At 72.8% G+C, this 20,703-nt stretch carries 20 protein-coding genes and 1 pseudogene; 9 read left to right on the top strand and 12 right to left on the bottom strand.

The features are described 5' to 3' along the window. Nucleotides 1-29 precede the first annotated feature (29 nt). Nucleotides 30-1,265, top strand: a complete 1,236-nt coding sequence (locus ACGFZL_RS28060; RefSeq protein WP_393695834.1) for an AI-2E family transporter — start codon at nt 30-32, stop codon at nt 1,263-1,265. 169 nt (nt 1,266-1,434) lie between these two features. Further along, nucleotides 1,435-2,109 carry a hypothetical protein gene (locus ACGFZL_RS28055; protein WP_393695832.1) on the top strand — a complete coding sequence of 225 codons (675 nt, stop codon included), beginning with the start codon at nt 1,435-1,437 and terminating at the stop codon, nt 2,107-2,109. Between the two features lie 120 nt (nt 2,110-2,229). On the opposite strand, the gene ACGFZL_RS28050 is transcribed toward ACGFZL_RS28055, so the two are convergent. Further along, entirely contained in the window at nt 2,230-4,455 is a 2,226-nt protein-coding gene (locus ACGFZL_RS28050) for a hypothetical protein (RefSeq protein WP_393695830.1), read from the bottom strand. A 388-nt stretch (nt 4,456-4,843) separates the two neighbouring features. Between ACGFZL_RS28050 and recA the strand changes: the two genes are divergently transcribed. Together recA and recX are read left to right on the top strand one after the other, a co-directional pair. Beyond that, on the top strand, nt 4,844-5,971 hold the full coding sequence (gene recA / locus ACGFZL_RS28045; RefSeq protein WP_355171536.1) for a recombinase RecA: 1,128 nt from the start codon (nt 4,844-4,846) through the stop codon (nt 5,969-5,971). After that, a pseudogene (recX, locus tag ACGFZL_RS28040) lies at nt 5,938-6,618 on the top strand (recombination regulator RecX); the annotation flags it as partial. The gene recA and the pseudogene recX, both read left to right, overlap by 34 nt. A 76-nt stretch (nt 6,619-6,694) precedes the next feature. Here recX and ACGFZL_RS28035 read toward each other — a convergent pair. The 8 genes from ACGFZL_RS28035 to ACGFZL_RS28000 form a co-directional block, all read right to left on the bottom strand. Beyond that, nucleotides 6,695-7,114 (bottom strand): rhodanese-like domain-containing protein, encoded by a 420-nt coding sequence (locus ACGFZL_RS28035; protein ID WP_393695828.1) that lies wholly within the window; start codon nt 7,112-7,114, stop codon nt 6,695-6,697. Next, complete coding sequence (locus tag ACGFZL_RS28030) at nt 7,111-7,653, bottom strand: cysteine dioxygenase (protein WP_393695826.1); 543 nt, start codon at nt 7,651-7,653, stop codon at nt 7,111-7,113. Before ACGFZL_RS28030 ends, ACGFZL_RS28035 begins: the two co-directional genes overlap by 4 nt. 97 nt (nt 7,654-7,750) lie before the next feature. Then, nucleotides 7,751-7,822 (bottom strand): putative leader peptide, encoded by a 72-nt coding sequence (locus ACGFZL_RS28025; RefSeq protein ID WP_309544753.1) that lies wholly within the window; start codon nt 7,820-7,822, stop codon nt 7,751-7,753. A gap of 280 nt (nt 7,823-8,102) precedes the next feature. After that, nucleotides 8,103-9,716 carry an FAD-dependent monooxygenase gene (locus ACGFZL_RS28020; RefSeq protein WP_393695824.1) on the bottom strand — a complete coding sequence of 538 codons (1,614 nt, stop codon included), beginning with the start codon at nt 9,714-9,716 and terminating at the stop codon, nt 8,103-8,105. A gap of 185 nt (nt 9,717-9,901) precedes the next feature. Next, entirely contained in the window at nt 9,902-10,801 is a 900-nt protein-coding gene (locus ACGFZL_RS28015; RefSeq protein WP_393695822.1) for an amino acid ABC transporter permease, read from the bottom strand. Then, entirely contained in the window at nt 10,798-11,463 is a 666-nt protein-coding gene (locus ACGFZL_RS28010) for an amino acid ABC transporter permease (RefSeq protein WP_393695820.1), read from the bottom strand. The genes ACGFZL_RS28015 and ACGFZL_RS28010 overlap by 4 nt, the downstream gene beginning before the upstream one ends. A gap of 84 nt (nt 11,464-11,547) precedes the next feature. Further along, a complete protein-coding gene (locus ACGFZL_RS28005; RefSeq protein ID WP_355171524.1) occupies nt 11,548-12,381 on the bottom strand; it encodes a glutamate ABC transporter substrate-binding protein in 834 nt (277 codons plus the stop codon). Between the two features lie 67 nt (nt 12,382-12,448). Next, nucleotides 12,449-13,225 (bottom strand): amino acid ABC transporter ATP-binding protein, encoded by a 777-nt coding sequence (locus ACGFZL_RS28000; protein WP_355171522.1) that lies wholly within the window; start codon nt 13,223-13,225, stop codon nt 12,449-12,451. Nucleotides 13,226-13,519: 294 nt separating this feature from the next. Here ACGFZL_RS28000 and ACGFZL_RS27995 point away from each other — a divergent pair, with 294 nt between their 5' ends. Beyond that, nucleotides 13,520-14,209 carry a response regulator transcription factor gene (locus tag ACGFZL_RS27995; RefSeq protein WP_393695864.1) on the top strand — a complete coding sequence of 230 codons (690 nt, stop codon included), beginning with the start codon at nt 13,520-13,522 and terminating at the stop codon, nt 14,207-14,209. Between the two features lie 10 nt (nt 14,210-14,219). After that, a complete protein-coding gene (locus ACGFZL_RS27990; RefSeq protein WP_393695817.1) occupies nt 14,220-15,641 on the top strand; it encodes an ATP-binding protein in 1,422 nt (473 codons plus the stop codon). Here the strand turns inward: ACGFZL_RS27990 and ACGFZL_RS27985 are convergent. Beyond that, complete coding sequence (locus ACGFZL_RS27985) at nt 15,620-16,615, bottom strand: TAXI family TRAP transporter solute-binding subunit (RefSeq protein ID WP_393695815.1); 996 nt, start codon at nt 16,613-16,615, stop codon at nt 15,620-15,622. The two genes, ACGFZL_RS27990 and ACGFZL_RS27985, sit on opposite strands and share 22 nt — an antisense overlap. A gap of 108 nt (nt 16,616-16,723) precedes the next feature. Between ACGFZL_RS27985 and ACGFZL_RS27980 the strand changes: the two genes are divergently transcribed. Beyond that, nucleotides 16,724-17,119, top strand: coding sequence for a MazG nucleotide pyrophosphohydrolase domain-containing protein (locus tag ACGFZL_RS27980; RefSeq protein WP_355171516.1), 396 nt, complete (start codon nt 16,724-16,726; stop codon nt 17,117-17,119). Here the strand turns inward: ACGFZL_RS27980 and ACGFZL_RS27975 are convergent. Then, nucleotides 17,052-18,311, bottom strand: a complete 1,260-nt coding sequence (locus ACGFZL_RS27975) for a cation:proton antiporter (RefSeq protein WP_393695813.1) — start codon at nt 18,309-18,311, stop codon at nt 17,052-17,054. The two genes, ACGFZL_RS27980 and ACGFZL_RS27975, sit on opposite strands and share 68 nt — an antisense overlap. A gap of 4 nt (nt 18,312-18,315) precedes the next feature. Further along, nucleotides 18,316-18,801 (bottom strand): cation:proton antiporter regulatory subunit, encoded by a 486-nt coding sequence (locus ACGFZL_RS27970; RefSeq protein WP_393695811.1) that lies wholly within the window; start codon nt 18,799-18,801, stop codon nt 18,316-18,318. A 236-nt stretch (nt 18,802-19,037) separates the two neighbouring features. Here ACGFZL_RS27970 and ACGFZL_RS27965 point away from each other — a divergent pair, with 236 nt between their 5' ends. After that, nucleotides 19,038-19,988, top strand: coding sequence for a sensor histidine kinase (locus ACGFZL_RS27965; protein WP_393695809.1), 951 nt, complete (start codon nt 19,038-19,040; stop codon nt 19,986-19,988). Further along, nucleotides 19,985-20,683 carry a response regulator gene (locus ACGFZL_RS27960; RefSeq protein ID WP_393695807.1) on the top strand — a complete coding sequence of 233 codons (699 nt, stop codon included), beginning with the start codon at nt 19,985-19,987 and terminating at the stop codon, nt 20,681-20,683. The genes ACGFZL_RS27965 and ACGFZL_RS27960 overlap by 4 nt, the downstream gene beginning before the upstream one ends. Nucleotides 20,684-20,703: the final 20 nt, after the last annotated feature.

The raw sequence follows: 20,703 nt of genomic DNA, 5'->3' as shown, positions 1-20,703 counted from the left end.
CCGTCGGCGGCGTGGGCGAGACTAGGCCCGTGGCACCCACTGACGAGACCGGGCAGGCGGCCCGGCACGCATCCCCGCCCGGACCCACGCCGCCCGCCCCGCCGCCGGCCGGCACCACCGGGCCGGGTGCCCGCATGCCCCGCTGGCTGCCGCGCGCCATGGTGCTGGCGCTCTCGCTGGTCGCCGTCTTCCAACTCGGCAGCTGGGCCTTCCACCAGCTCACCGGGCTGTTGATCAATATCTTGATCGCGTTCTTCCTGGCCCTGGCCATGGAGCCGGCGGTCAGCTGGATGGCCGGGCGCGGGCTGCGCCGGGGCCTGGCCACGTTCCTCGTCTTCCTGGCCGTCCTGGTCGCCACCGCCGGCTTCGTCACCTTGCTCGGCTCGATGCTGGCGGGCCAGATCGTCAAGATCGTCGAGGACTTCCCGGACTACCTCGACTCCGTCATCAACTGGGTCAACGGCCACTTCCACACCGACCTGAGACGGGTCGACATCCAGGAGGGCCTGCTCCGCTCGGACTGGCTGCGCAACTACGTGCAGAACAGCGCCACCGGCGTCCTCGACGTCTCCGCCCAGGTGCTCGGCGGCCTCTTCCAGCTCCTGACGATCGTGCTGTTCGCGTTCTACTTCGCCGCCGACGGCCCCCGGCTGCGCCGCGCGCTGTGCTCGGTGCTGCCGCCCGCCCGGCAGGCCGAGGTGCTGCGGGCCTGGGAGATCGCCGTCGACAAGACCGGCGGTTACCTCTACTCACGCGGTCTGATGGCGCTGATCTCGGGCGTGGCGCACTACATCCTGCTGGAGATCCTCGAAGTCCCCTACGCGCCCGCGCTCGCCGTCTGGGTGGGCCTGGTGTCGCAGTTCATCCCCACCATCGGCACGTATCTCGCGGGCGCCCTGCCCATGTTGATCGCCTTCACGGTCAACCCCTGGTACGCGCTGTGGGTGCTGATCTTCGTGGTCGTCTACCAGCAGTTCGAGAACTACGTGCTCCAGCCCAAGCTCACGTCCAAGACCGTCGACATCCACCCGGCAGTCGCCTTCGGCTCGGTCATCGCGGGCACCGCCCTGCTCGGCGCGGTCGGGGCGCTGATCGCCATCCCCGCCGTCGCCACCCTGCAGGCGTTCCTCGGCGCCTACGTCAAGCGCTACGCCGTCACGGACGACCCCCGCGTCCACGGCCGCCGCCGCGAACGCCGGCCGTCCGGCCCCGGCCTCGTCACGCGGCTGCGCGGTCTGCGGGGCCGCCGGCCACCGCGACAGTAGGCCGTCAGCCCCAGGAGCACCACGGTCAGTGGTGCAGACCGGACCCAGGGGAAGGCGACGTGATCGGGACCGTCGGACATCGAGTGCGGTGCGGCGGCGTAGGCTTGTGTGATCAGATCGTCGTACTGTGCCCGGCACCCCGCCGCGCCCCGGACCCGAGGAACCACGTATGAGCGACCTGTCAGCCGGCACCGACCACGACAGCGCCCCGGGCGCCCTGCGCAACGTGTACCTGAGGCTGGTCGCCGAGGAGTCGATACCCGCGCAGGCGCGAGGGCAGTTCAGCTACCTGCGGTCGCTGGCCCCGGACCTGCTGGCGGGCATCGCCCTCGACACCCCGGAGAACGTCCGCGTCCTCGACGACCGCGACGTGGCCCTCGTCGAGTGGGACACCCTCGTGGCCGCCGCGCGGAGCAACCTGCTCAGCGAGCCGGTCGGCTACGACCACTTCGAGCTTCCCGGCGGCGCCGCCCTCCACATTCTCGGCCACCCGGAGTCGGTCTTCGCGGCCAGCAAGCTGCTCGTCCTCGAAGAGGCGGTGCGTGCCGCCGGCGGCCCCGAGATACCGGACGAGGGCGTGCTGCTGGTCGTTCCGAACCGGCACAACCTCGCCTTCCACCCGCTCGACGACCGGCACGTGGCCGAGGCCGTCAACGCCTTGGCGCAGTTCGGACAGGGCGCCTACGAAGAGGGCCCCGGGCGTCTCTCCCCCCGGGTGTTCTGGTGGCGTGCCGGCGCCTTGACGTCGATCACGGTCTTCGACCAGGAGAGCCGGACGATGAGCATCTCCCCGCCCGCCGAACTCATGACGATCATGCGTCGCCTGGCCGGCGGCGACGGCTGAGGCACGCCCGCACCCGCACTCGGACGGGCCGTCCTGTGCCATCGAACCTTGATCATGTGCCAGCGAAAGTTGAGTGATCGGCGGGTGCGCGAAGGCTGGTCGCGGTCCTTGGATGTGAGGTCAGTCGCGTTCGTACACCATCACCCGTCGTCCGCCGCTCTGGGTGCGGTCGACAGGGTGGAAGTACTGGTCCAGGACCTGCTGTTTGACGCGTTCTCGGGCGGTGCCCGGGGGGCGGGCGACGCTGTAGGCGTCGGTGACCAGGACGATGCGCTTGCGGGCGAGCATCGCGGCGCGGATCTGCTCCGGCGTGCGTTCCAGGCCCTTGAGCGTTCCCGACAGTGTTCCGCTGCTGAGCAGGGCGATGTCGTCCAGCCCGGCGAACGACTGGGGTGCGACGAGTGCGGTGTCGCGGCGGGCGGCGGGCAGGAAGAGCACGGCGTCGCCGGGTCGGGCGTCGTAGGCCACTGATTGGGCGGCGACGAGGACGTCGTCCACGCGGCCGGAGGACGTGCGGTCCCGGTTCTCCATCGGGTAGAGCACCGTCACGGCCGCGGTGGCGGCCAGCGGCAGCAGCAGCCAGGACTGGCGGTAGCGGTGATCGGTCAGGACGCGCACCGCGGCGGCCAGGGCGGTGCCGAGCAGGAGGGCGAGGCCGAGGTAGGTGTACAGGAGGTAGCGGTCCAGGTAGAGCGGCTTGACGGTGGAGACCAGCAGGAGCGCCAGGTGCGGGACGGCCAGCAGCGGCAGGGCGAGTCGTGCCGGGGTGAGCCGGCCGGCCCCGGGGGCCGGAATCCGGGCGCACAGGCCGGCGATCAGGAGCAGGGCGGCGGGGGCGATCAGGTCGGACCAGGACAGCGGGCGAATCCAGGAGACCTGGCCGGACTGCGCGCGGCTGGCCAGGATCAGCGGCAGCGTCGCCACCACCGCGGCGCCGGACGCGAGGGCCCATCGGCGGCGCGCGGTGCGGTCTGCACGGGCCAGTAGCAGGGTCAGGGCGTGGGCGCCGAGGGCGAGCAGGCAGAACCAGTTGAGCAGCGCCGAGATCCACACCGTGAGCGCGTAGAGGACCCACACCCCGCGCCGGCCGGGCTGGTCGTAGCCCTTGATCAGAAGCCACGTCGCGGCGGCCACTCCGGCGAGGACCAGGGCGTAGGAGCGGCCTTCCTGTGCGTACAGCTGCCCCGCCGGCACCACGGCCAGCACCGTCCCGGCGCCGATGCCGGCGGCCGCGCCGGCCAGGCGGGCACCGATCCGCGCGGTGAGCACGGTCGCCGTGACCACGGCCAGCACCGAGGGCAGGCGCAGGGTGTAGAGGCTGTCACCGAACAGCGCGAACAGGCCGTGCATCAGGACGTAGTACAGGCCGTGCACGAGGTCGACCTCGCCCAGCATGTGCCAGATCTCCGGCAAGGAGCGGTGGGCGACCTGCCAGGTGGCCGCCTCATCACGCCACATCGAGTCCCACCGCGCCAGCCCCCACAACCCCAGCCCGAGCGCGAACCCTCCAGGAACCAGCGGCACCAGCCACGCCCGGACCGTGCCCTCGGACAGCAGGGCCGGCAGGGCTCGCGGCACGGCCGGCGGCGCCTGGTGCAGGCGCCGAGCGACAACCACGGTCAGCGCCACGGCCAGAGCCGTCCAGACGGCCGTGTCGATCCACTGCACCGTCCAGTAAGCGGGCCGGTGCGGCGAACCCAGACCGGGGCGATGCGCCAGGTACTGCACCCACCGGGCTCCGGCCGTCACCGCGACGGTCGCCATCACCGCGAGCAGGGTGCGGCGCAGCAGCAGACCCACGGCCGCGCCGATGACGAGACCGCAGAGTGCGGCGGCCACCGCGGCCGGACCGGTCGCGTACACGATGGCGGGCCGATACCAGCCCAGCCCGTACACGGTGTCACCGGCCGGACTCCACCACCAGGCGACCAGCAGCCCCAGCCCGGCCGCCACCACGACCGTGCCGCCGGCCGCCGCCGCCAGACGCGCCAGGAACCACCGCACGCGCCCCGTGTCGTCACCGGGTATCGCCCAGGAGCCCTTCTCGGCGACCCGCGCGATCATCGGAGCACCCCACGCGGCCCCGGCCAGTGACGGAAGCGCGGCGCTCACCAGCCCCAGCGTCTCCAGCCGGTTCATCGACGCGAACGTCCGCTCCGCCAGACGGGCCGGTGAACACCCCGCCCCCGTACGGCATGCCTCCAGCGTGGAGAGCAGGCCCGTGCGCTCGGCGAGCGCCCAGATCGCGACTGCCACGAGGAAACCCACGACCGCCAGGCCCGCTAGCACCTGCCGACGCCGAATCGAGGGCAGCCGACTGCCGCCCACCACGTCAGTGGTCGCCATACCTATGTCCTCACCCGGCCGGAGCCCGCCCAGATCAGGGCGCCCTACAGCATGCGACGCGCTCGAAGGGCGGGTCAAAGCCATGCCCATGTCCCGCCCGCCCATGAGGGGGTCCCGGACTAACCGCGTCACGCAGCCTGCACTGATCAAACTTCGGTGACACAGGACAACGGGCCGCCGCGGGGCGGCGTGGTGTGCTTGACACGGAATTCGAACATCCATTCCGATGGAGGCGTCGACGCGGTTCGCGGTGGGTGATTCGTGCGGATTCAGGAGGGGAAGTGCCCGAGTTGTCCACAGGCGGAACCCGCATCGGGGCGCATTGTCAGTGGCAGGCATTAGCGTCGTGGACGTGAAGCGATCGAATCAAGCAAACCGGGTGGAACCCATGGCAGGCACGGACCGCGAGAAGGCGCTGGACGCCGCGCTCGCACAGATTGAACGGCAATTCGGCAAGGGCGCGGTCATGCGCATGGGCGACCGGACGATGGAGCCCATCGAGGTGATCCCGACCGGTTCGACCGCCCTCGACGTCGCCCTCGGCGTCGGCGGCCTCCCGCGCGGCCGGGTCGTGGAGGTCTACGGCCCGGAGTCCTCGGGCAAGACGACCCTGACCCTGCACGCGGTGGCCAACGCGCAGAAGGCCGGCGGCCAGGTCGCGTTCGTGGACGCGGAGCACGCCCTCGACCCCGAGTACGCGAAGAAGCTCGGCGTCGACATCGACAACCTGATCCTCTCCCAGCCGGACAACGGCGAGCAGGCCCTGGAGATCGTGGACATGCTGGTCCGCTCCGGCGCCCTCGACCTCATCGTCATCGACTCCGTCGCCGCGCTCGTCCCGCGCGCCGAGATCGAGGGCGAGATGGGCGACAGCCACGTGGGTCTGCAGGCCCGGCTGATGAGCCAGGCCCTGCGGAAGATCACCAGCGCGCTGAACCAGTCCAAGACCACCGCGATCTTCATCAACCAGCTCCGCGAGAAGATCGGCGTCATGTTCGGCTCCCCGGAGACGACGACCGGTGGCCGGGCGCTGAAGTTCTACGCCTCGGTGCGCATCGACATCCGCCGCATCGAGACGCTGAAGGACGGCACGGACGCGGTCGGCAACCGCACCCGCTGCAAGGTCGTCAAGAACAAGGTCGCGCCGCCCTTCAAGCAGGCCGAGTTCGACATCCTCTACGGCCAGGGCATCAGCCGCGAGGGCGGCCTGATCGACATGGGCGTGGAGCACGGCTTCGTCCGCAAGGCCGGTGCCTGGTACACGTACGAGGGCGACCAGCTCGGCCAGGGCAAGGAGAACGCCCGCAACTTCCTGAAGGACAACCCCGACCTCGCCAACGAGATCGAGCGGAAGATCAAGGAGAAGCTGGGCGTCGGCGTGCGTCCCGAGGAGCCGGCCGCCGACGCGGGCACGGACACCGCCGTAGCCACCGCCCCGGCCGACCCGGCGGCCGCGGTGCCCGCCCCGGTGACGGCCAAGGCCACCAAGTCCAAGGCCGCGGCAGCCAAGAGCTGACCGTGACACGACGGACCGACTGGGCCGACCGGGCCGAGTCCGACAGCGAGTACGCCGGTGAGGGCGGCGGGCACGGGGCGGAGCCGGCCGCGACCGCACAGGACGGAGGCGCCTCCATCTCGTCGAGGGCCGAGAAGGAGGAGCTTCCGCGGGACCCGGTGGAGCGGGCGCGGGCGATCTGCCTGCGCCTGCTCACCGGGACCCCGCGCACCCGCAGCCAGCTCGCCGACGCCCTGCGCAAGCGGGAGATCCCCGAAGAGGCCGCCGAGGAGGTGCTGTCCCGGTTCGAGGAGGTCGGACTGATCGACGACGGCGCCTTCGCGGACGCCTGGGTGGAGTCCCGGCACCACGGGCGCGGGCTGGCGCGGCGCGCGCTGGCCCGGGAGCTGCGGACCAAGGGGGTGGACGCCACGGTCATCGACGCGGCGGTGTCCCGGCTGGACTCCGAGCAGGAGGAGGAGACCGCGCGGGAGCTGGTCACCCGCAAGCTGCGGGCCACGCGCGGCCTCGACCGCGACAAGCGGCTGCGCCGGCTCGCCGGCATGCTGGCTCGCAAGGGCTACCCGGAGGGCATGGCGCTGCGCGTCGTCCGCCGGGCGCTGGAGGAGGAAGGCGAGGACACGGAGTTCCTCGGCGGCGAGAACTGACGGGACCAACGAGGGCTGACGGAGACCGACGACGACCGAGACGAGGGCCGACGGAAGCGGCGCGGAGGCCCCGCGGCTACGAAGCCCCCGCAGCCCCCATCGGTTCGGCCGGCTCCACCGGCAGGCCCGCCGCCCGCCAGGCCTGGAAGCCGCCGACCAGGTCGGTGGCCCGGCGCAGGCCCAGGCGGTGCAGGGACTCCGCGGCCAGGCTGGAGGCGTAGCCCTCGTTGCACACCACGACGACGCGCAGGTCATGGTCGGTGGCTTCGGGCAGGCGGTGGCTGCCCTGGGGGTCCAGACGCCACTCCAGCTCGTTGCGCTCGACCACCAACGCGCCGGGGATCAGGCCGTCCGCCTCGCGCAGGGCGGCGTAGCGGATGTCCACCAGCAGCGCCTCACCGGCCTCGGCGGCCTCGTGGGCGGCGCCCGGCTCGATCCGCCGGTAGCCCCGGCGCACCTCCTCCAGGAGCGTGTCGATCCCGGTCGGTTCGCTCACTGCCAGTCCTCCGGTCGCTCGACCTGCTCCAGGCGCAGGATGGGCCCGCTGCGACTGTAGCGGCGGATCTGCGGCAGGGGCGGGTAGTAGGCGTGGACGGAGACCGCGTGCAGTTCGGCGGACTCGTTGAGCACCTCGTGCACGTGATGCCGGCCGAAGGCGCGGCCCTTCCCGGTGGGCAGCCGGCGGTCCCGGTCCACACCGTCGCTCAGTTCCAGGGTCCGCCAGCCATCGGTGGGCAGCCGGACGGCGAGCGCGTGCTCCGTCAGCTCGCCGGCCGCGGTCACGAAGGCGCCCACCGAGTCGGCGTGGTCGTGCCAGCCGGTGCCCGAGCCGGGCGGCCAGCCGATCAGCCAGGCCTCGCTGCCGCCGGGCCCCTCCAGGCGGATCCAGGTGCGGCCCTCCGGGTCGAGCGGGAGCGAGGCGACCAGCTCGGCGTCGGCGGCCGTGCGGCGGGCGAAGTCGAGGAGTTCGGCCTGGGTGGGGGCGGGAGCGGTGGTCGCCGGGGCGGGGGAGGGGAGGGGTGAGGAGACAGACACGGGTACCGTCCTGGGGAGTTCGCGGGGTGGCGCGCTACGGCACGTCGGACGTGCCGGACACGTCGAGGCGCGTACGCGCGGGAGAAGGGATGCGAATTCAGCAGGACGGACGACACACGCAGCCCGCATAGCGGACGAGGTCCATATGGACCCTCCGCCACAGGCGCACATTGGTGTCGGTCACGGTCCGGAGTAGACCATGACGGCGGGGGCCGGTCAACTCACCCTCAGCATGCGGACGCCGTCCGGCGGAGGGGTGGAGCGCCGCACCCGCCTCGGCGCGATGACCAGGTCTGCCCCGGCCGCGCACCCCCCGTCCGGCACCGTGAGGCAGAGGGCCGGGCCGAGGCCGTGCCGGCGGCGCTCGACCGAGAGTCAGCCGGGAGCCGACCCGTCCCACCGCTGTGCCGCCACCGCCGGGCCGCCCGCCCGACCCCGATCCGTACCGTTCAGCGTGAGCCGGCCGGCGCCCCCGTGCGTGTGGCCCTCGGGGGGCCGCCGAGGGCCGTCTCCGTCGCCGTGTAGAGGTCCGCCGGGCGGACGCCGCCGAGGGCGGTGACCAGGTGGCCGTCCGGGCGGATGAGGAGGACCGTGTGCGGGGCCGCGCCGGGGTAGTCCTCGGCGACCAGCAGTTCGGCGGGGTGGGGCAGCGCGGTCACCGCGGCGGCCAGGCGGGGCATGATGCCGGCGGTCACCCAGTGCTTGCGCTCCCAGACCCCCGTCCCCGGCGCGATCAGCACCACGAGGAGCGCCCCGCGCCCCAGCCGGTCGCGCAGCCGCACGAAGGTGCCGTCCTCCGCCGTCACCCGCACGTCCGCGACCTGGCCCCCGGCCGGCGTTCCGACGGCGGCCTCCCCCTCCAGGGGTGGGGGAGCGAGCGGCGAGTCGGCGTACGCCCCCGGGGCGCCCAGCGCCCCGCGCCCCAGGTGGCCGTCGGCGAGCAGCGTGTCGTGGCCGCGCGCCGCGCCGGGCACGTACCCCCTGAGGCCGCCCCCGCCGCGCAGCAGCGGCAGCGTCTGGTCGGCGGCGCGCAGCCGGGCGGCGAGGGCGGTGCGCCGTTCCTCCTGGTAGCTGTCGAGCAGCGCCTCGTGCGGCCCGTGGTGCCAGGCCAGGGCCAGTTTCCAGGCGAGGTTGTCGGCGTCGCGCAGCCCCTCCTCCAGGCCCTGCGTACCCAGCGCGCCGAGGAGGTGTGCCGCGTCCCCGGCGAGGAACACCCGGCCCGCCCGCCAGCGCCGGGCCAGCCGGTGGTGCACGGTGTGGACGCCGGTGTCGAGCAACTCGTAGGCCGGGGCCGCGCCCTCCGTCCAGCCCGACAGGGTCTCCCGCACCCGGTTGACCAGCAGTTCGGGCGTGACCAGGTCCTTGCCGGGCGGCAGCAGCCAGTCCAGGCGCCAGGCGCCGTCCGGCAGCGGACGGGCGGTGACCTCGCCGGCCGACGGCCCCGAGGTCCGCCAGGGAGGCATGCGGTGCAGTACGGCCTCGTCCGGCCGGGGCAGCTCGGTGCGCAGCGCGGCGACGGCGTAGCGCTCGACGGCCGTGCGGCCGGGGAAGCGGATGTCCTGGAGCTTGCGCACGGTCGAGCGGGGGCCGTCGCAGCCGACCAGGTGGCTGCCGCGCCACCAGGTGCCGCCGGGGCCCCGGGTGTGCGCGGTGACGCCGGAGGTCTCCTGCTCGATGCCGTCGAGGCGGCTGTCCACCGCGATCCGCACCCGCGCCTCGCGGGCCAGGGCCGCGCGCAGGACGCCGGTCAGCTCGTGCTGGGCGAGGTGCAGGGGCGCCGGACCGGCGTCGCCGCCCTCGCCGAAAACGACCTCGCGCGTCACCTGCCTGCGCCGCAGCGACCGCCATCCGGCCCAACGCAGGCCCGCCTCGGCGAGGGACGCGCCGGTCAGCCGCTCCACCAGGGCGACGGTCTCCTCGCCGAGCACGACGGTCCGCGCCGGGCGCTGTTCGTCCTTGCCGGGCCCCTCGTCCAGGACGACGCAGGGCACCTCCTGCCTGGCCAGCGCCAGGGCGAGCGTGAGCCCGACGGGCCCCGCGCCGGCGATGATCACCGGGTCCACGGCGCTGCGCCCCCTGCCTGCGACGGCGTCCCCGGGGACGTGGGTGAACAGGACGTTGGGGCAGGGTGCACGGTCACAGAACGTATGCAACCTATTGCCGCTGCTTGCGTCAAGTGACGGCGGGCAGTGGCGATCACGCCGCTGCCCGCCGTCGATGGTCCGATGACCTGACTGGATGTCAGGTGTCAGATGCCTCCGCCGCCCGCGCCGGTGGCCGCCGTCCCGGGAGCGTTCGCGTCGTCGGCCTTGAGCACCGCCCCCGTCGACTTCTTGCCCCGCCGCAGCCGCCTCTCCAGCCAGCTCGCGAAGGTGGTGAGGGCGAAGTTGAGCGCGATGTAGATCAGGGCCACCACCGTGAAGCTGGCGATGGTGTTGGCGCCGTAGTAGGCGCTCATCGTGTTGGCGGAGGAGAGCAGCTCGGAGTAGGTGAGGACGGCGCCGCCGAGCGCGGTGTCCTTCACGATGACGACGAGCTGGCTGACGATGGCCGGCAGCATCGTGGTGACCGCCTGCGGCAGCAGGATCTGCCGCATCAGCTGGCCCTTGCGCAGGCCGATCGCCATCGCCGCCTCGGACTGGCCCTTGGGCAGCGCGAGGATGCCCGCCCGGACGATCTCGGCCAGCACGGAGGCGTTGTAGAGCACCAGGCCGGTGACGACGGCGTACAGCGGACGGTCGTCCGAGGACACGTCGGTGTACTCGGCGAAGAGCGCCAGGCCGAAGATCATCAGGACCAGCACCGGGATCGACCGGAAGAACTCGACCACGACCGAGGCGATGACCCGCACCCACACGTGGTCGGACAGCCGGGCGATGCCGAACACCGCGCCCAGCGGCAGCGCGATGACCACCGCGAGGGCGGCGGCCTTCAGCGTGTTCTCCAGGCCCGGCCAGATGTAGGTGGACCACGCCTCGGAGCCGGAGAAGAACGGCTTCCACAGGGCCCACTCCAGCTGGCCCTTGTCGTTCAGGGTGCCGAACACCCACCACAGCAGGGCCGCGACGGCGGCCAGGAAGACCACCGTGAGGACGATGTTGCGCCGCTTGGCGCGCGGGCCCTGGGCGTCGTACAGGACGGAGCTCATCGCTTCACCGCCACCTTCTTGCCCACCCAGCCGAGGATGAGGCCGGTCGGCAGCGTCAGGATCACGAAGCCGACCGCGATGACCGCGGCGATCAGCAGCAGCTGCGCCTCGTTCTCGATCATCTCCTTCATCAGCACCGCCGCCTCCGCGACGCCGATCGCGGCGGCCACCGTGGTGTTCTTGATGAGGGCGATCAGCACGTTCGCCAGCGGGACGACCGACGAGCGGAACGCCTGCGGCAGCACCACCAGGCGCAGCACCTGGGTGAAGTTGAGCCCGATCGCCCGGGCCGCCTCCGCCTGCCCGACCGGCACCGTGTTGATGCCGGAGCGCAGTGCCTCGCAGACGAAGGACGACGTGTAGAGGATCAGGCCGAGGACCGCGAGGCGGAAGTTGATCGTCTCGACGTCGTCGGCGCCCAGCGAGACCCCGAGCGTCTGGTTCAGGCCCAGCGACGTGAACAGGATGATCACGGTCAGCGGGATGTTGCGCACGGTGTTGACGTACGCGGTCCCGAAGCCGCGCATCAGCGGCACCGGGCCGACCCGCATGGCGGCCAGCAGGGTGCCCCAGATCAGGGAGCCGACGGCCGAGAGCGCAGCGAGCTGCACCGTCGTCCAGAAGGCCCCCAGCAGGTCGTAACCCTCAAGAAAGTCGAACACGATCTCCCGCGCTTCCGCGTGTAGGGATACCCGCCCCGGTGCGCCGCCCCGTCCGGCGGGCGGCGCACCCCGTCAGGCGCGGACTCAGCTCTTGATGTCGCCGATCTTGGGCGCGGGCTCGTTCTTGTAGTTCGCCGGGCCGAAGTTCTTCTCCACGGCCGTCTTCCAGGCGCCGTCGGCGACCATGGCCTCGAGGGCGTCGTTGATCTTCGCCTTGAGGTCGCTGCCCTTCTTGACGCCGATGCCGTAGTTCTCGTTGGTCAGCTTGAAGCCGCCCAGCTTGAACTTGCCCTTGAACTGGGGCTGCGCGGCGTAACCGGCGAGGATCGAGTCGTCGGTGGTCAGCGCGTCGATGGCGCCGTTCTGCAGGCCGGGCAGGCAGGCGGAGTAGGTCGGGTACGGCTGGAGCTGCGCCTTGGGGGCCAGCTTGTCCTTGATGTTCTGGGCGGACGTCGAGCCGGTGACCGAGCAGAGCTTGGCGTTGTTCAGGTCCTCCGGCGACTTGATCTTGTCGTCGTCGGCCTTGATCAGCACGTCCTGGTGGGCCAGCAGGTAGGGGCCGGCGAAGTCGACCTTCTCCTGGCGCTCCGGCGTGATCGAGTAGGTGGCGGCGATGAAGTCGACGTCACCGCGCTGGAGCATCGTCTCGCGGTCGGCGCTCTTCGACTCCTTCCACTCGATCTGGTCCTCGGAGTAGCCGAGCTTCTTGGCGACGTAGGTCGCCACGTCCACGTCGAAGCCGGAGTAGCCCTTGGGCGTCTTCTGGCCGAGGCCCGGCTGGTCGAACTTGATGCCGACGGTGACCTTCTTGCCGCCGCCGCCCGAACCGCTGTCGTCGTCGTCGCCGCCACAGGCGGTGGCGGCGAGGGCGAGGGCGAGCACGGTGGCCGAGGCGGCGGTGACCTTGCGGAGCTTCATGGTGAACATCCTTCGGGAGAGCAAGTGGGCGGCGGCGGACGCCGACGGGGCAGCGGACGCCGGTGTGTCAGTGGTGCAGGATCTTCGACAGGAAGTCCTTGGCACGGTCGCTGCGCGGAGCGCTGAAGAACTGGTCGGGCACCGCCTCCTCGACGATGCGGCCGTCCGCCATGAAGACCACGCGGTTCGCGGCGGAGCGGGCGAAGCCCATCTCGTGGGTCACCACGATCATGGTCATGCCGTCGCGGGCCAGCTGCTGCATGACCTCCAGGACCTCGTTGATCATCTCGGGGTCGAGCGCCGACGTCGGCTCGTCGAAGAGCATGACCTTCGGGTCCATCGCCAGCGCCCGCGCGATCGCCACGCGCTGCTGCTGGCCGCCGGAGAGCTGCGCCGGGTACTTGTCCGCCTGGGCGCCCACGCCGACCCGGTCGAGCAGGGAGCGCGCCTTCTCCTCGGCCTTCTTGGCGTCGACCTTGCGCACCTTGACCTGGCCGAGGGTCACGTTCTGCAGCACGGTCTTGTGGGCGAAGAGGTTGAAGGACTGGAAGACCATGCCGACGTCGGCCCGCAGCCGGGCCAGCTCCTTGCCCTCCTGGGGCAGCGGCTTGCCGTCGATGGCGATCGCGCCGGAGTCGACGGTCTCCAGGCGGTTGATGGTGCGGCACAGCGTGGACTTGCCGGACCCGGAGGGCCCGATGACCACCACGACCTCACCGCGCTTGATCGTCAGATCGATGTCCTGGAGCACGTGCAAGGCGCCGAAGTGCTTGTTGACGCTCTTCAGGACGACCAGGTCGCCGGTCGCGGCCGCGTCCTGCTCGGCCACCGATACTTCGGTCATCGCTTTCGGGCTCCGTCCTCCTCGGTTTCGCAGGACAGTAGTGAGGCCGGTCGAGCCGCGTCTGCACATCTGAGGGGAATCTGAGGATCACGATCCGGTAGCAATCGGACACCTGTCGTAGCACTTGCGAGCAGGGCGCATATCGGCCGGGTAACTTCATGCGCTCGCGCCCCGCACGCCCTTGACGCCGTCCCCTCGGATCGGCGTCACTGCACAGGTGCCCGCGCGCGTGCACACACTTTGTCCATGTTCGCCGCTGTCGATGGTACGGCCGACGAACCGAGGGAGGCCCGGATGCGACTGCTGCTCGTCGAGGACGACAACCACGTGGCCGCCGCGCTGTCCGCCATCCTGGTACGGCACGGCTTCGACGTCACCCACGCGCGCAGCGGCGAGGAGGCCCTGGAGGCGCTGGTCCCGGAGAGCGACGGCTTCGGCGTCGTCCTGCTCGACCTCGGCCTGCCCGACCAGGACGGCTACGAGGTCTGCGGCCGGATCCGCAAGCGCACCGCCACCCCGGTGATCATGGTGACCGCCCGCGCCGACGTCCGCTCCCGCATCCACGGCCTCAACCTCGGCGCCGACGACTACGTGACCAAGCCGTACGACCCCGGTGAGCTGCTCGCCCGGATCCACGCCGTCAGCCGGCGCACCGCCCACGAGGAGGCGCCCGGCACCGCCGGCGAGGACGTGCTGCGCCTCGGCCCGGTCCGCATCGACCTGCCCACTCGCCAGGTCACCGTCGGCGACTCGGCCGTCCAGCTCACCCGCAAGGAGTTCGACCTGCTCGCCCTGCTCGCCCAGCGCCCCGGGGTGGTCTTCCGCCGCGAGCAGATCATCAGCGAGGTCTGGCGCACCAGCTGGGAGGGGACCGGCCGCACCCTGGAGGTGCACGTCGCCTCCCTGCGCGCCAAGCTGCGGATGCCGGCGCTCATCGAGACCGTACGCGGCGTGGGCTACCGCCTCGTCGCGCCCGGCGCGTAGCGGGGCCGGATTGCGCACCCGCCTGCTCCCGCTGCTCATCGTGCTGATGGCGGCCGTGCTGCTGGCGCTCGGCGTGCCGCTCGCCGTCAGCGTGGCGCGGACCGAGCAGCAGGAGGTCGTCGTCGACCGCATCGACGACACGGCGCGCTTCGCGGCGCTGGCCCAGTTCGTCACGGAGACCGCCCCGGGCGGCTCGCGGCGCACCACCACGGACGAGCGCCTGGAGACCCTCCAGACCGAACTCACCAGCTACTACGAGGTCTACGGCATCCGCGCGGGCGTCTTCTACCGCAACCACTTCGCCATGGCCAACGCGCCGACCACCTGGTTCCTGCCGGGCGCCGGCGAGGTGCGGGCCGCCTTCGACGAGGCGCTGCTCAGCCGGCGCAGCCACGACCCCGGACAGGTCTGGCCCTGGCAGGACGGCCGGATCGTCGTCGCCTCGCCGGTCATCCGGGACGGGGACGTCATGGCGGTGGTGGTCACCGACTCGCCGACCGGCGCCATGCGCTCGCGAACCCTCAGGGGCTGGCTGGTCATCGTGGCCGGCGAGATCGCCGCCATGCTGCTCGCCGTCGGCGCCGCGCTCCGGCTCACCGGGTGGGTGCTCCGCCCGGTGCGGGTGCTGGACGCCACCACGCACGACATCGCCACCGGGCGGCTGAAGTCCCGGGTCGCCCCGGCCGGCGGGCCGCCGGAACTCCGCCGGCTGGCCCGGTCGTTCAACGAGATGGCCGACCACGTCGAGGACGTCCTCGAGCAGCAGCGCGCCTTCGTCGCCGACGCCTCCCACCAGCTGCGCAACCCCCTCGCGGCGCTGCTGCTGCGCATCGAACTGCTCGCCCTCGAACTACCGGAGGGCAACGAGGAGATCGCCTCGGTGCGCACCGAGGGCAAGCGCCTCGCGCAGGTCCTGGACGACCTGCTCGGCCTCGCCCTCGCCGAGCACACCGAGGCGGAACTGCGGCTCACCGACATCGGCGAGCTGGCCGCCGAACGGGTGGCCGCGTGGGCGCCGGCCGCCGAGGCCAAGGAGGTGCGGCTGGCCGGCCGGTGCCCGGCGACCACCGGCTGGGCCGACCCGGTCGCGCTGTCCAGCGCGCTGGACGCGGTCATCGACAACGCCGTGAAGTTCGGCCCGCCCGGCTCCACGGTCCGGGTCGCCGTCGCCTCCACCGGCGACACCGCCACCGTCGTCGTCACCGACGCCGGACCCGGCCTCACCGACGAGGAACTGGCCCGCGTCGGCGACCGCTTCTGGCGCAGCGGCCGGCACCAGAACGTCAAGGGCTCCGGGCTCGGCCTCTCCATCTGCCGCGCCCTGCTCGCCGCCGGCGAGGGCACGCTGACCTTCGGCCACCACGCGCCGACCGGCCTGGAGGTGACGGTGACGGTGCCGCGCGCGAAGCCTCAGGGCTTGGCCGAGCGGTAGTAGCGCCGGGCGCCCTCGTGCAGGGCCAGCGGGGCGGTGTAGATCGCCGTGCGCAGGTCCACCAGCTGGGCGGAGTGCACGTGCGCGCCGATGCCGTCCCGGCTGTCGAGGACCGTGCGGGTCAGCCACCGGGTGAGCCGCGGGTCCATGTCGGCGCGGGTCATCAGCAGGTTGGAGACCGCCATCGTCGGCACCGCGACGCCGTTCTGCATCGCCGGGTACGCCGACTCGGGCATGTTCGTGCCCCGGTAGTAGCGGGTCGCGCCGCCGGAGGCGTGCAGCGCGGAGACGAGGTCCGGGCCGATCGGCACGAACCGGAAGGCGCCGCTCCGCGCGATCCGCTTCAGACCGTCGGTCGGCAGTCCGCCCGACCAGAAGAACGCGTCGAGGCCGTGCCCCAGCCGCCCGGGCCCGGTGTCGATGCCGTCCGCGCTGGGCGTGACGTCCTTCTCCGGGTCGAGACCGGCGGCCTTCAGCAGCCGGTCGGCGATCAGCCGCACCCCCGAGTCGGGCAGCCCGATCGCCACCCGCTTGCCCCGCAGGTCGGCCACCGTCTGGATGTCCGAGCCGGCCGGCACCACCAGCTGCACGTAGTCGTCGTAGAGCCGGGCCACCCCCCGCAGCCGGTCGGCGCCGGGCCGCCCGGCGATCTCGTACGTCTCGACCGCGTCGGCGGCGGCGATGGTGAAGTCGGCCTTCCCCGAGGCCACGCGCTCGACGTTCTCCTGCGACCCCGCGCTGGTCAGCAGCCGCACCGTGAGGTCGGGCATGTCCTTGCGCAGCGCGGCGCGCAGCAGCTCGCCGTACTTCTGGTACACCCCCGCGCGCGTGCCGGTGCTGAAGGTGATCGTGCCGCTCGGGGGCTTCTCACCCAGCGGCAGCAGCCACCACAGCAGCAGCCCGAGGGCGACGGCGCCGGCGACCGCCCCCTGGACGGCCCGGCGCCTGCCGATGCGGGCGAGCAGCGTGGACACGGTCGCGATCCTGCCAGCCGGCGACCGGGCTGACCAGGGGCGGGGTCACAGGGACGCGGCGCGGGAGGCCGGGCCGCGCCGGCCACGGCGGCCGTTAGGGTTGTCCGCATGACCTCCTCACCCGCCGAACTCGTCCGCGCCTTCCACGAGGCCTGCGGTCTCCCGGCCCGCAGTACACCGGCCGAGGTGGCCCCCGACCTCGCCGCCCAGCGCGGCGTGCTGCTCGCCGAGGAGGCCGCGGAGGTCGCCGAGGTGTCCGTGGCGGGCCCGCTCGACAAGCTCGCGCACGAGCTGGCCGACGTGGTCTACGTCGCCTACGGCACGGCCCTGGTCCACGGCATCGACCTGGACGAGGTGATCGCCGAGATCCACCGCTCCAACATGACCAAGCGGGGGCCCGACGGACGGGTCGCCCGCCGGGCCGACGGCAAGGTGCTCAAGGGCGACCACTACGAGGCGCCGGACGTGGCGGCGGTGCTGCGCCGGCGGGGCTGGGCGTCCTGAGGGCCGCCTCGTCCGGTTCCACGGGCGGTGCCGGCGGCCGGCGGGGGAACAGGCGGGAGGCCAGCGGCTCGGTGAAGCGGGCGGTGAGCGGCCCGAGGACGACCAGGATCAGCACGTAGGCCGTGGCCAGCGGGCCGAGGGACGGCTCGATGCCCGCCGAGACGGCGAGGCCGGCGATGACGATCGAGAACTCGCCGCGCGCCACGAGCGCCCCGCCGGCGCGCCAGCGGCCCTTGACCGAGATGCCGGCCCGCCGCGCCGCCCAGTACCCGGTGGCGATCTTCGTCACCGCGGTGAGCAGCGCGAGGGCCAGCGCGGGCAGCAGCACCGGCGGGATGCTGGCCGGGTCGGTGTGCAGGCCGAAGAAGACGAAGAAGACGGCGGCGAACAGGTCGCGCAGCGGACTCAGCAGCGTGTGCGCGCCCTCCGCGACCTCCCCGGACAGCGCGATGCCCACCAGGAACGCCCCCACCGCCGCCGACACCTGGAGCTGCTGCGCCAGCCCCGCGACCAGGATCGTCAGGCCCAGCACCACCAGGAGCAGCTTCTCCGGATCGTCGCTGGAGACGAACCGGGAGATCAGCCGCCCGTAGCGCACCGCCACGAACAGCACCAGGCCCGCCGCGGCCAGCGCCACCGCAAGGGTGACGCTCCCGGTCAGCAGCCCGGCGCCGGCGACCAGCGCGGTGACGATCGGCAGGTACACCGCCATCGCCAGGTCCTCCAGGACCAGCACGCTGAGGATCACCGGTGTCTCCCGGTTGCCGACCCGGCCGAGGTCGCCGAGCACCTTGGCGATGACACCCGAGGACGAGATCCAGGTCACCCCGGCCAGCACCACGGCGGCCACCGGGCCCCACCCGAGCAGCAGCGCGGCCAGCGCCCCGGGCACCGCGTTCAGCGCGCAGTCGACCAGCCCCGCCGGGTAGTGCGCCTTGAGGTTGGTGACCAGGTCACCGGCCGTGTACTCCAGGCCCAGCATCAGCAGCAGCAGGATCACGCCGATCTCGGCGCCGGTGGCGACGAACTCCTCGCTCGCCCCCAGCGGGAGCAGCCCGCCCTCCCCGAAGGCCAGGCCGGCCAGCAGGTACAGCGGGATCGGGGAGAGGCGGTAGCGGCCGGCGAACCGGCCGAGGAGCCCGAGCCCGAGGATGATGGAGCCGAACTCGATCAGCAGGACGGCAGAGTGCACCGGCTCACTCCCGACCGAGTATCGCCGCGGCGGCGTCGACGCCCTCGCGCGTGCCGATCACGATCAGGGTGTCGCCGCCGACCAGCCGGAAGTCCGGCGCGGGGGACGGGATCGCCTCGGCGCGCCGCAGCACCGCCACCACCGACGCGCCGGTGTCGGTCCGCATCCGCGTGTCGCCGAGCACCCGGCCGTTGTAACGGGAGGCCGCGGAGATCTCGATGCGCTCGGCGACCAGGCCGAGGCCGGAGGTGTGCAGCAGGTTGGGGCTGTGGTGGGAGGGCTGGAGCGCGTCGATCAGCGCGCCCGCCTCGGAGCCGGTCAGCCGCAGCGAGTGGGCGCAGGAGTCCGGGTCGTCGCTCCGGTAGACGTTCACCGTGCGGGCACCGTCGCAGTGCGCCACCACCGACAGATGGCGGTGTTCCCGGGTGACCAGGTCGTACTGGACCCCGAGACCCGGCAGCGGCGTCGTCCTCAGGCGTGGAGCTGACACGTACGTCCCTTCGATCGTCGTGGCTGGTGAACGGCCGTGCCGCCGCCACCGGCAGGTGAGCGCGCGCACGGCTCCGCCATGCTGGCATCCGCACGTACGGTGGCGATATGGGTGTCGTGACGGATATACGGCTTCGGCCGCGGGGCGGGAGGCTGGCCGCGGGCCGTTCATGGGCGGCAGCCGTGGCCTGGTCACGGGCGGGTTCCGGGAGCGGCGAGGGGAGTGGCAGGCGCACCGTGTCGCTGTTCTGGCGGATCTTCTCGCTCAACGCCGCGGGCCTCGTCCTCGCCACCGGGCTGCTGCTCGGACCGGTCACCGTGTCGACCCCGGTGCTGCCGCACGAGGCTCTGATCCTGCTCGGCGGCCTCACCGCGCTGCTCGCCGGCAACGCGCTCGTGCTCTGGTTCGGGCTCGCCCCGCTGCACCGGCTCGGCCGGGCGATGGCCACCGCCGACCTGCTGGTGCCGGGCGCGCGGCCCGCGGTCGCCGGTCCCGCCGAGGCGGCCGAGCTGATCGCCACGTACAACACGATGCTGGACCGGCTACGGGCCGAACGCGCCGCCGGCGCGGGCCGCGCCCTGCACGCCCAGGAGCGCGAGCGGCACCGCGTCGCCCAGGAGCTGCACGACGAGGTCGGCCAGACCCTCACCGCCGTCCTGCTCCAGCTCAAGCGGGTCGCCGACCGGGTCCCCGCCGAGCTGCGCGACGACGTCTCGCTGGCGCAGGAGTCCACCCGGGCCGGCCTTGACGAGATCCGCCGCATCGCCCGCCGGCTGCGCCCCGGCGTCCTGGAGGAGCTGGGCCTGGCCAGCGCCCTGCGCGCGCTGGCCGCCGAATTCACCCACCACGGGCTGACCGTCCGCCACCAGGTGCCCGGCGCCCTGCCCCCGCTCACCCCGGAGGCGGAACTCGTCCTCTACCGGGTCGCCCAGGAGGGCCTGACCAACACCGCCCGGCACGCCGCCGCCGACCGCGCCGACCTCACCCTGCGCCCGCTGCCCGACCGGGTCGAACTCCTGGTGAGCGACAACGGCACCGGGCTCGGCGCGGCCCCCGAGGGCGCCGGGATCCGGGGCATGCGCGAGCGGGCCCTGCTGGTGGGAGCCGAGCTGCGCCTCGGTGACGGCCCCGACGGGGGCGCCGGCCTGCGGCTGAGCGTGCCACTGCCGGCGGAGGCGGGTCGATGAGGCCGCCCGTCCGGCCCCTCGGGGGAGGTCCGGCGACGCCCGCCCGGCCGCCGATCCGCGTCCTGCTCGCCGACGACCACACCCTGGTGCGCCGCGGGGTCCGGCTCATCCTGGACGGCGAGCCGGACCTCACCGTGGTCGCCGAGGCCGGCGACGGCGCGGAGGCGGTCGCGGCGGCCCGCGCCACCGAGGCCGACCTCGCCGTCCTGGACGTCGCGATGCCCCGCATGACCGGCCTCCAGGCCGCCCGCGAACTCTCCCGCCGCCTGCCGGACCTGCGCATCCTCATCCTGACCATGTACGACAACGAGCAGTACTTCTTCGAGGCGCTCAAGGCCGGCGCCTGCGGCTACGTCCTGAAGTCGGTCGCCGACCGCGACCTGGTCGAGGCGTGCCGGGCGGCGATGCGCGACGAGACCTTCATCTACCCCGGAGCCGAACGCGCCCTGGTCCGCGCCTACCTGGAACGCCTGCACCGGGGCGACGGCCTGCCCGAGCGGCCGATCACCGAGCGGGAGGAGGAGATCCTCAAGCTCGTCGCCGAGGGGCACACCTCCAAGGAGATCGGCGAGCTGCTCTTCATCAGGGCCAAGACCGTCGAGCGCCACCGCGCCAACCTGCTCCAGAAACTGGGCCTGCGCGACCGCCTGGAGCTGACCCGGTACGCGATCCGGGCGGGCCTGATCGAGCCCTGAGGCCGCTTACCTGACCCCCG

This window comes from Streptomyces sp. NPDC048182 (genome assembly GCF_043202555.1).
GTDB lineage: Bacteria > Actinomycetota > Actinomycetes > Streptomycetales > Streptomycetaceae > Streptomyces.
The sequence above is the reverse complement of the archived record's forward strand: the minus strand, read 5'-3'. Positions and strand labels throughout refer to the sequence as shown.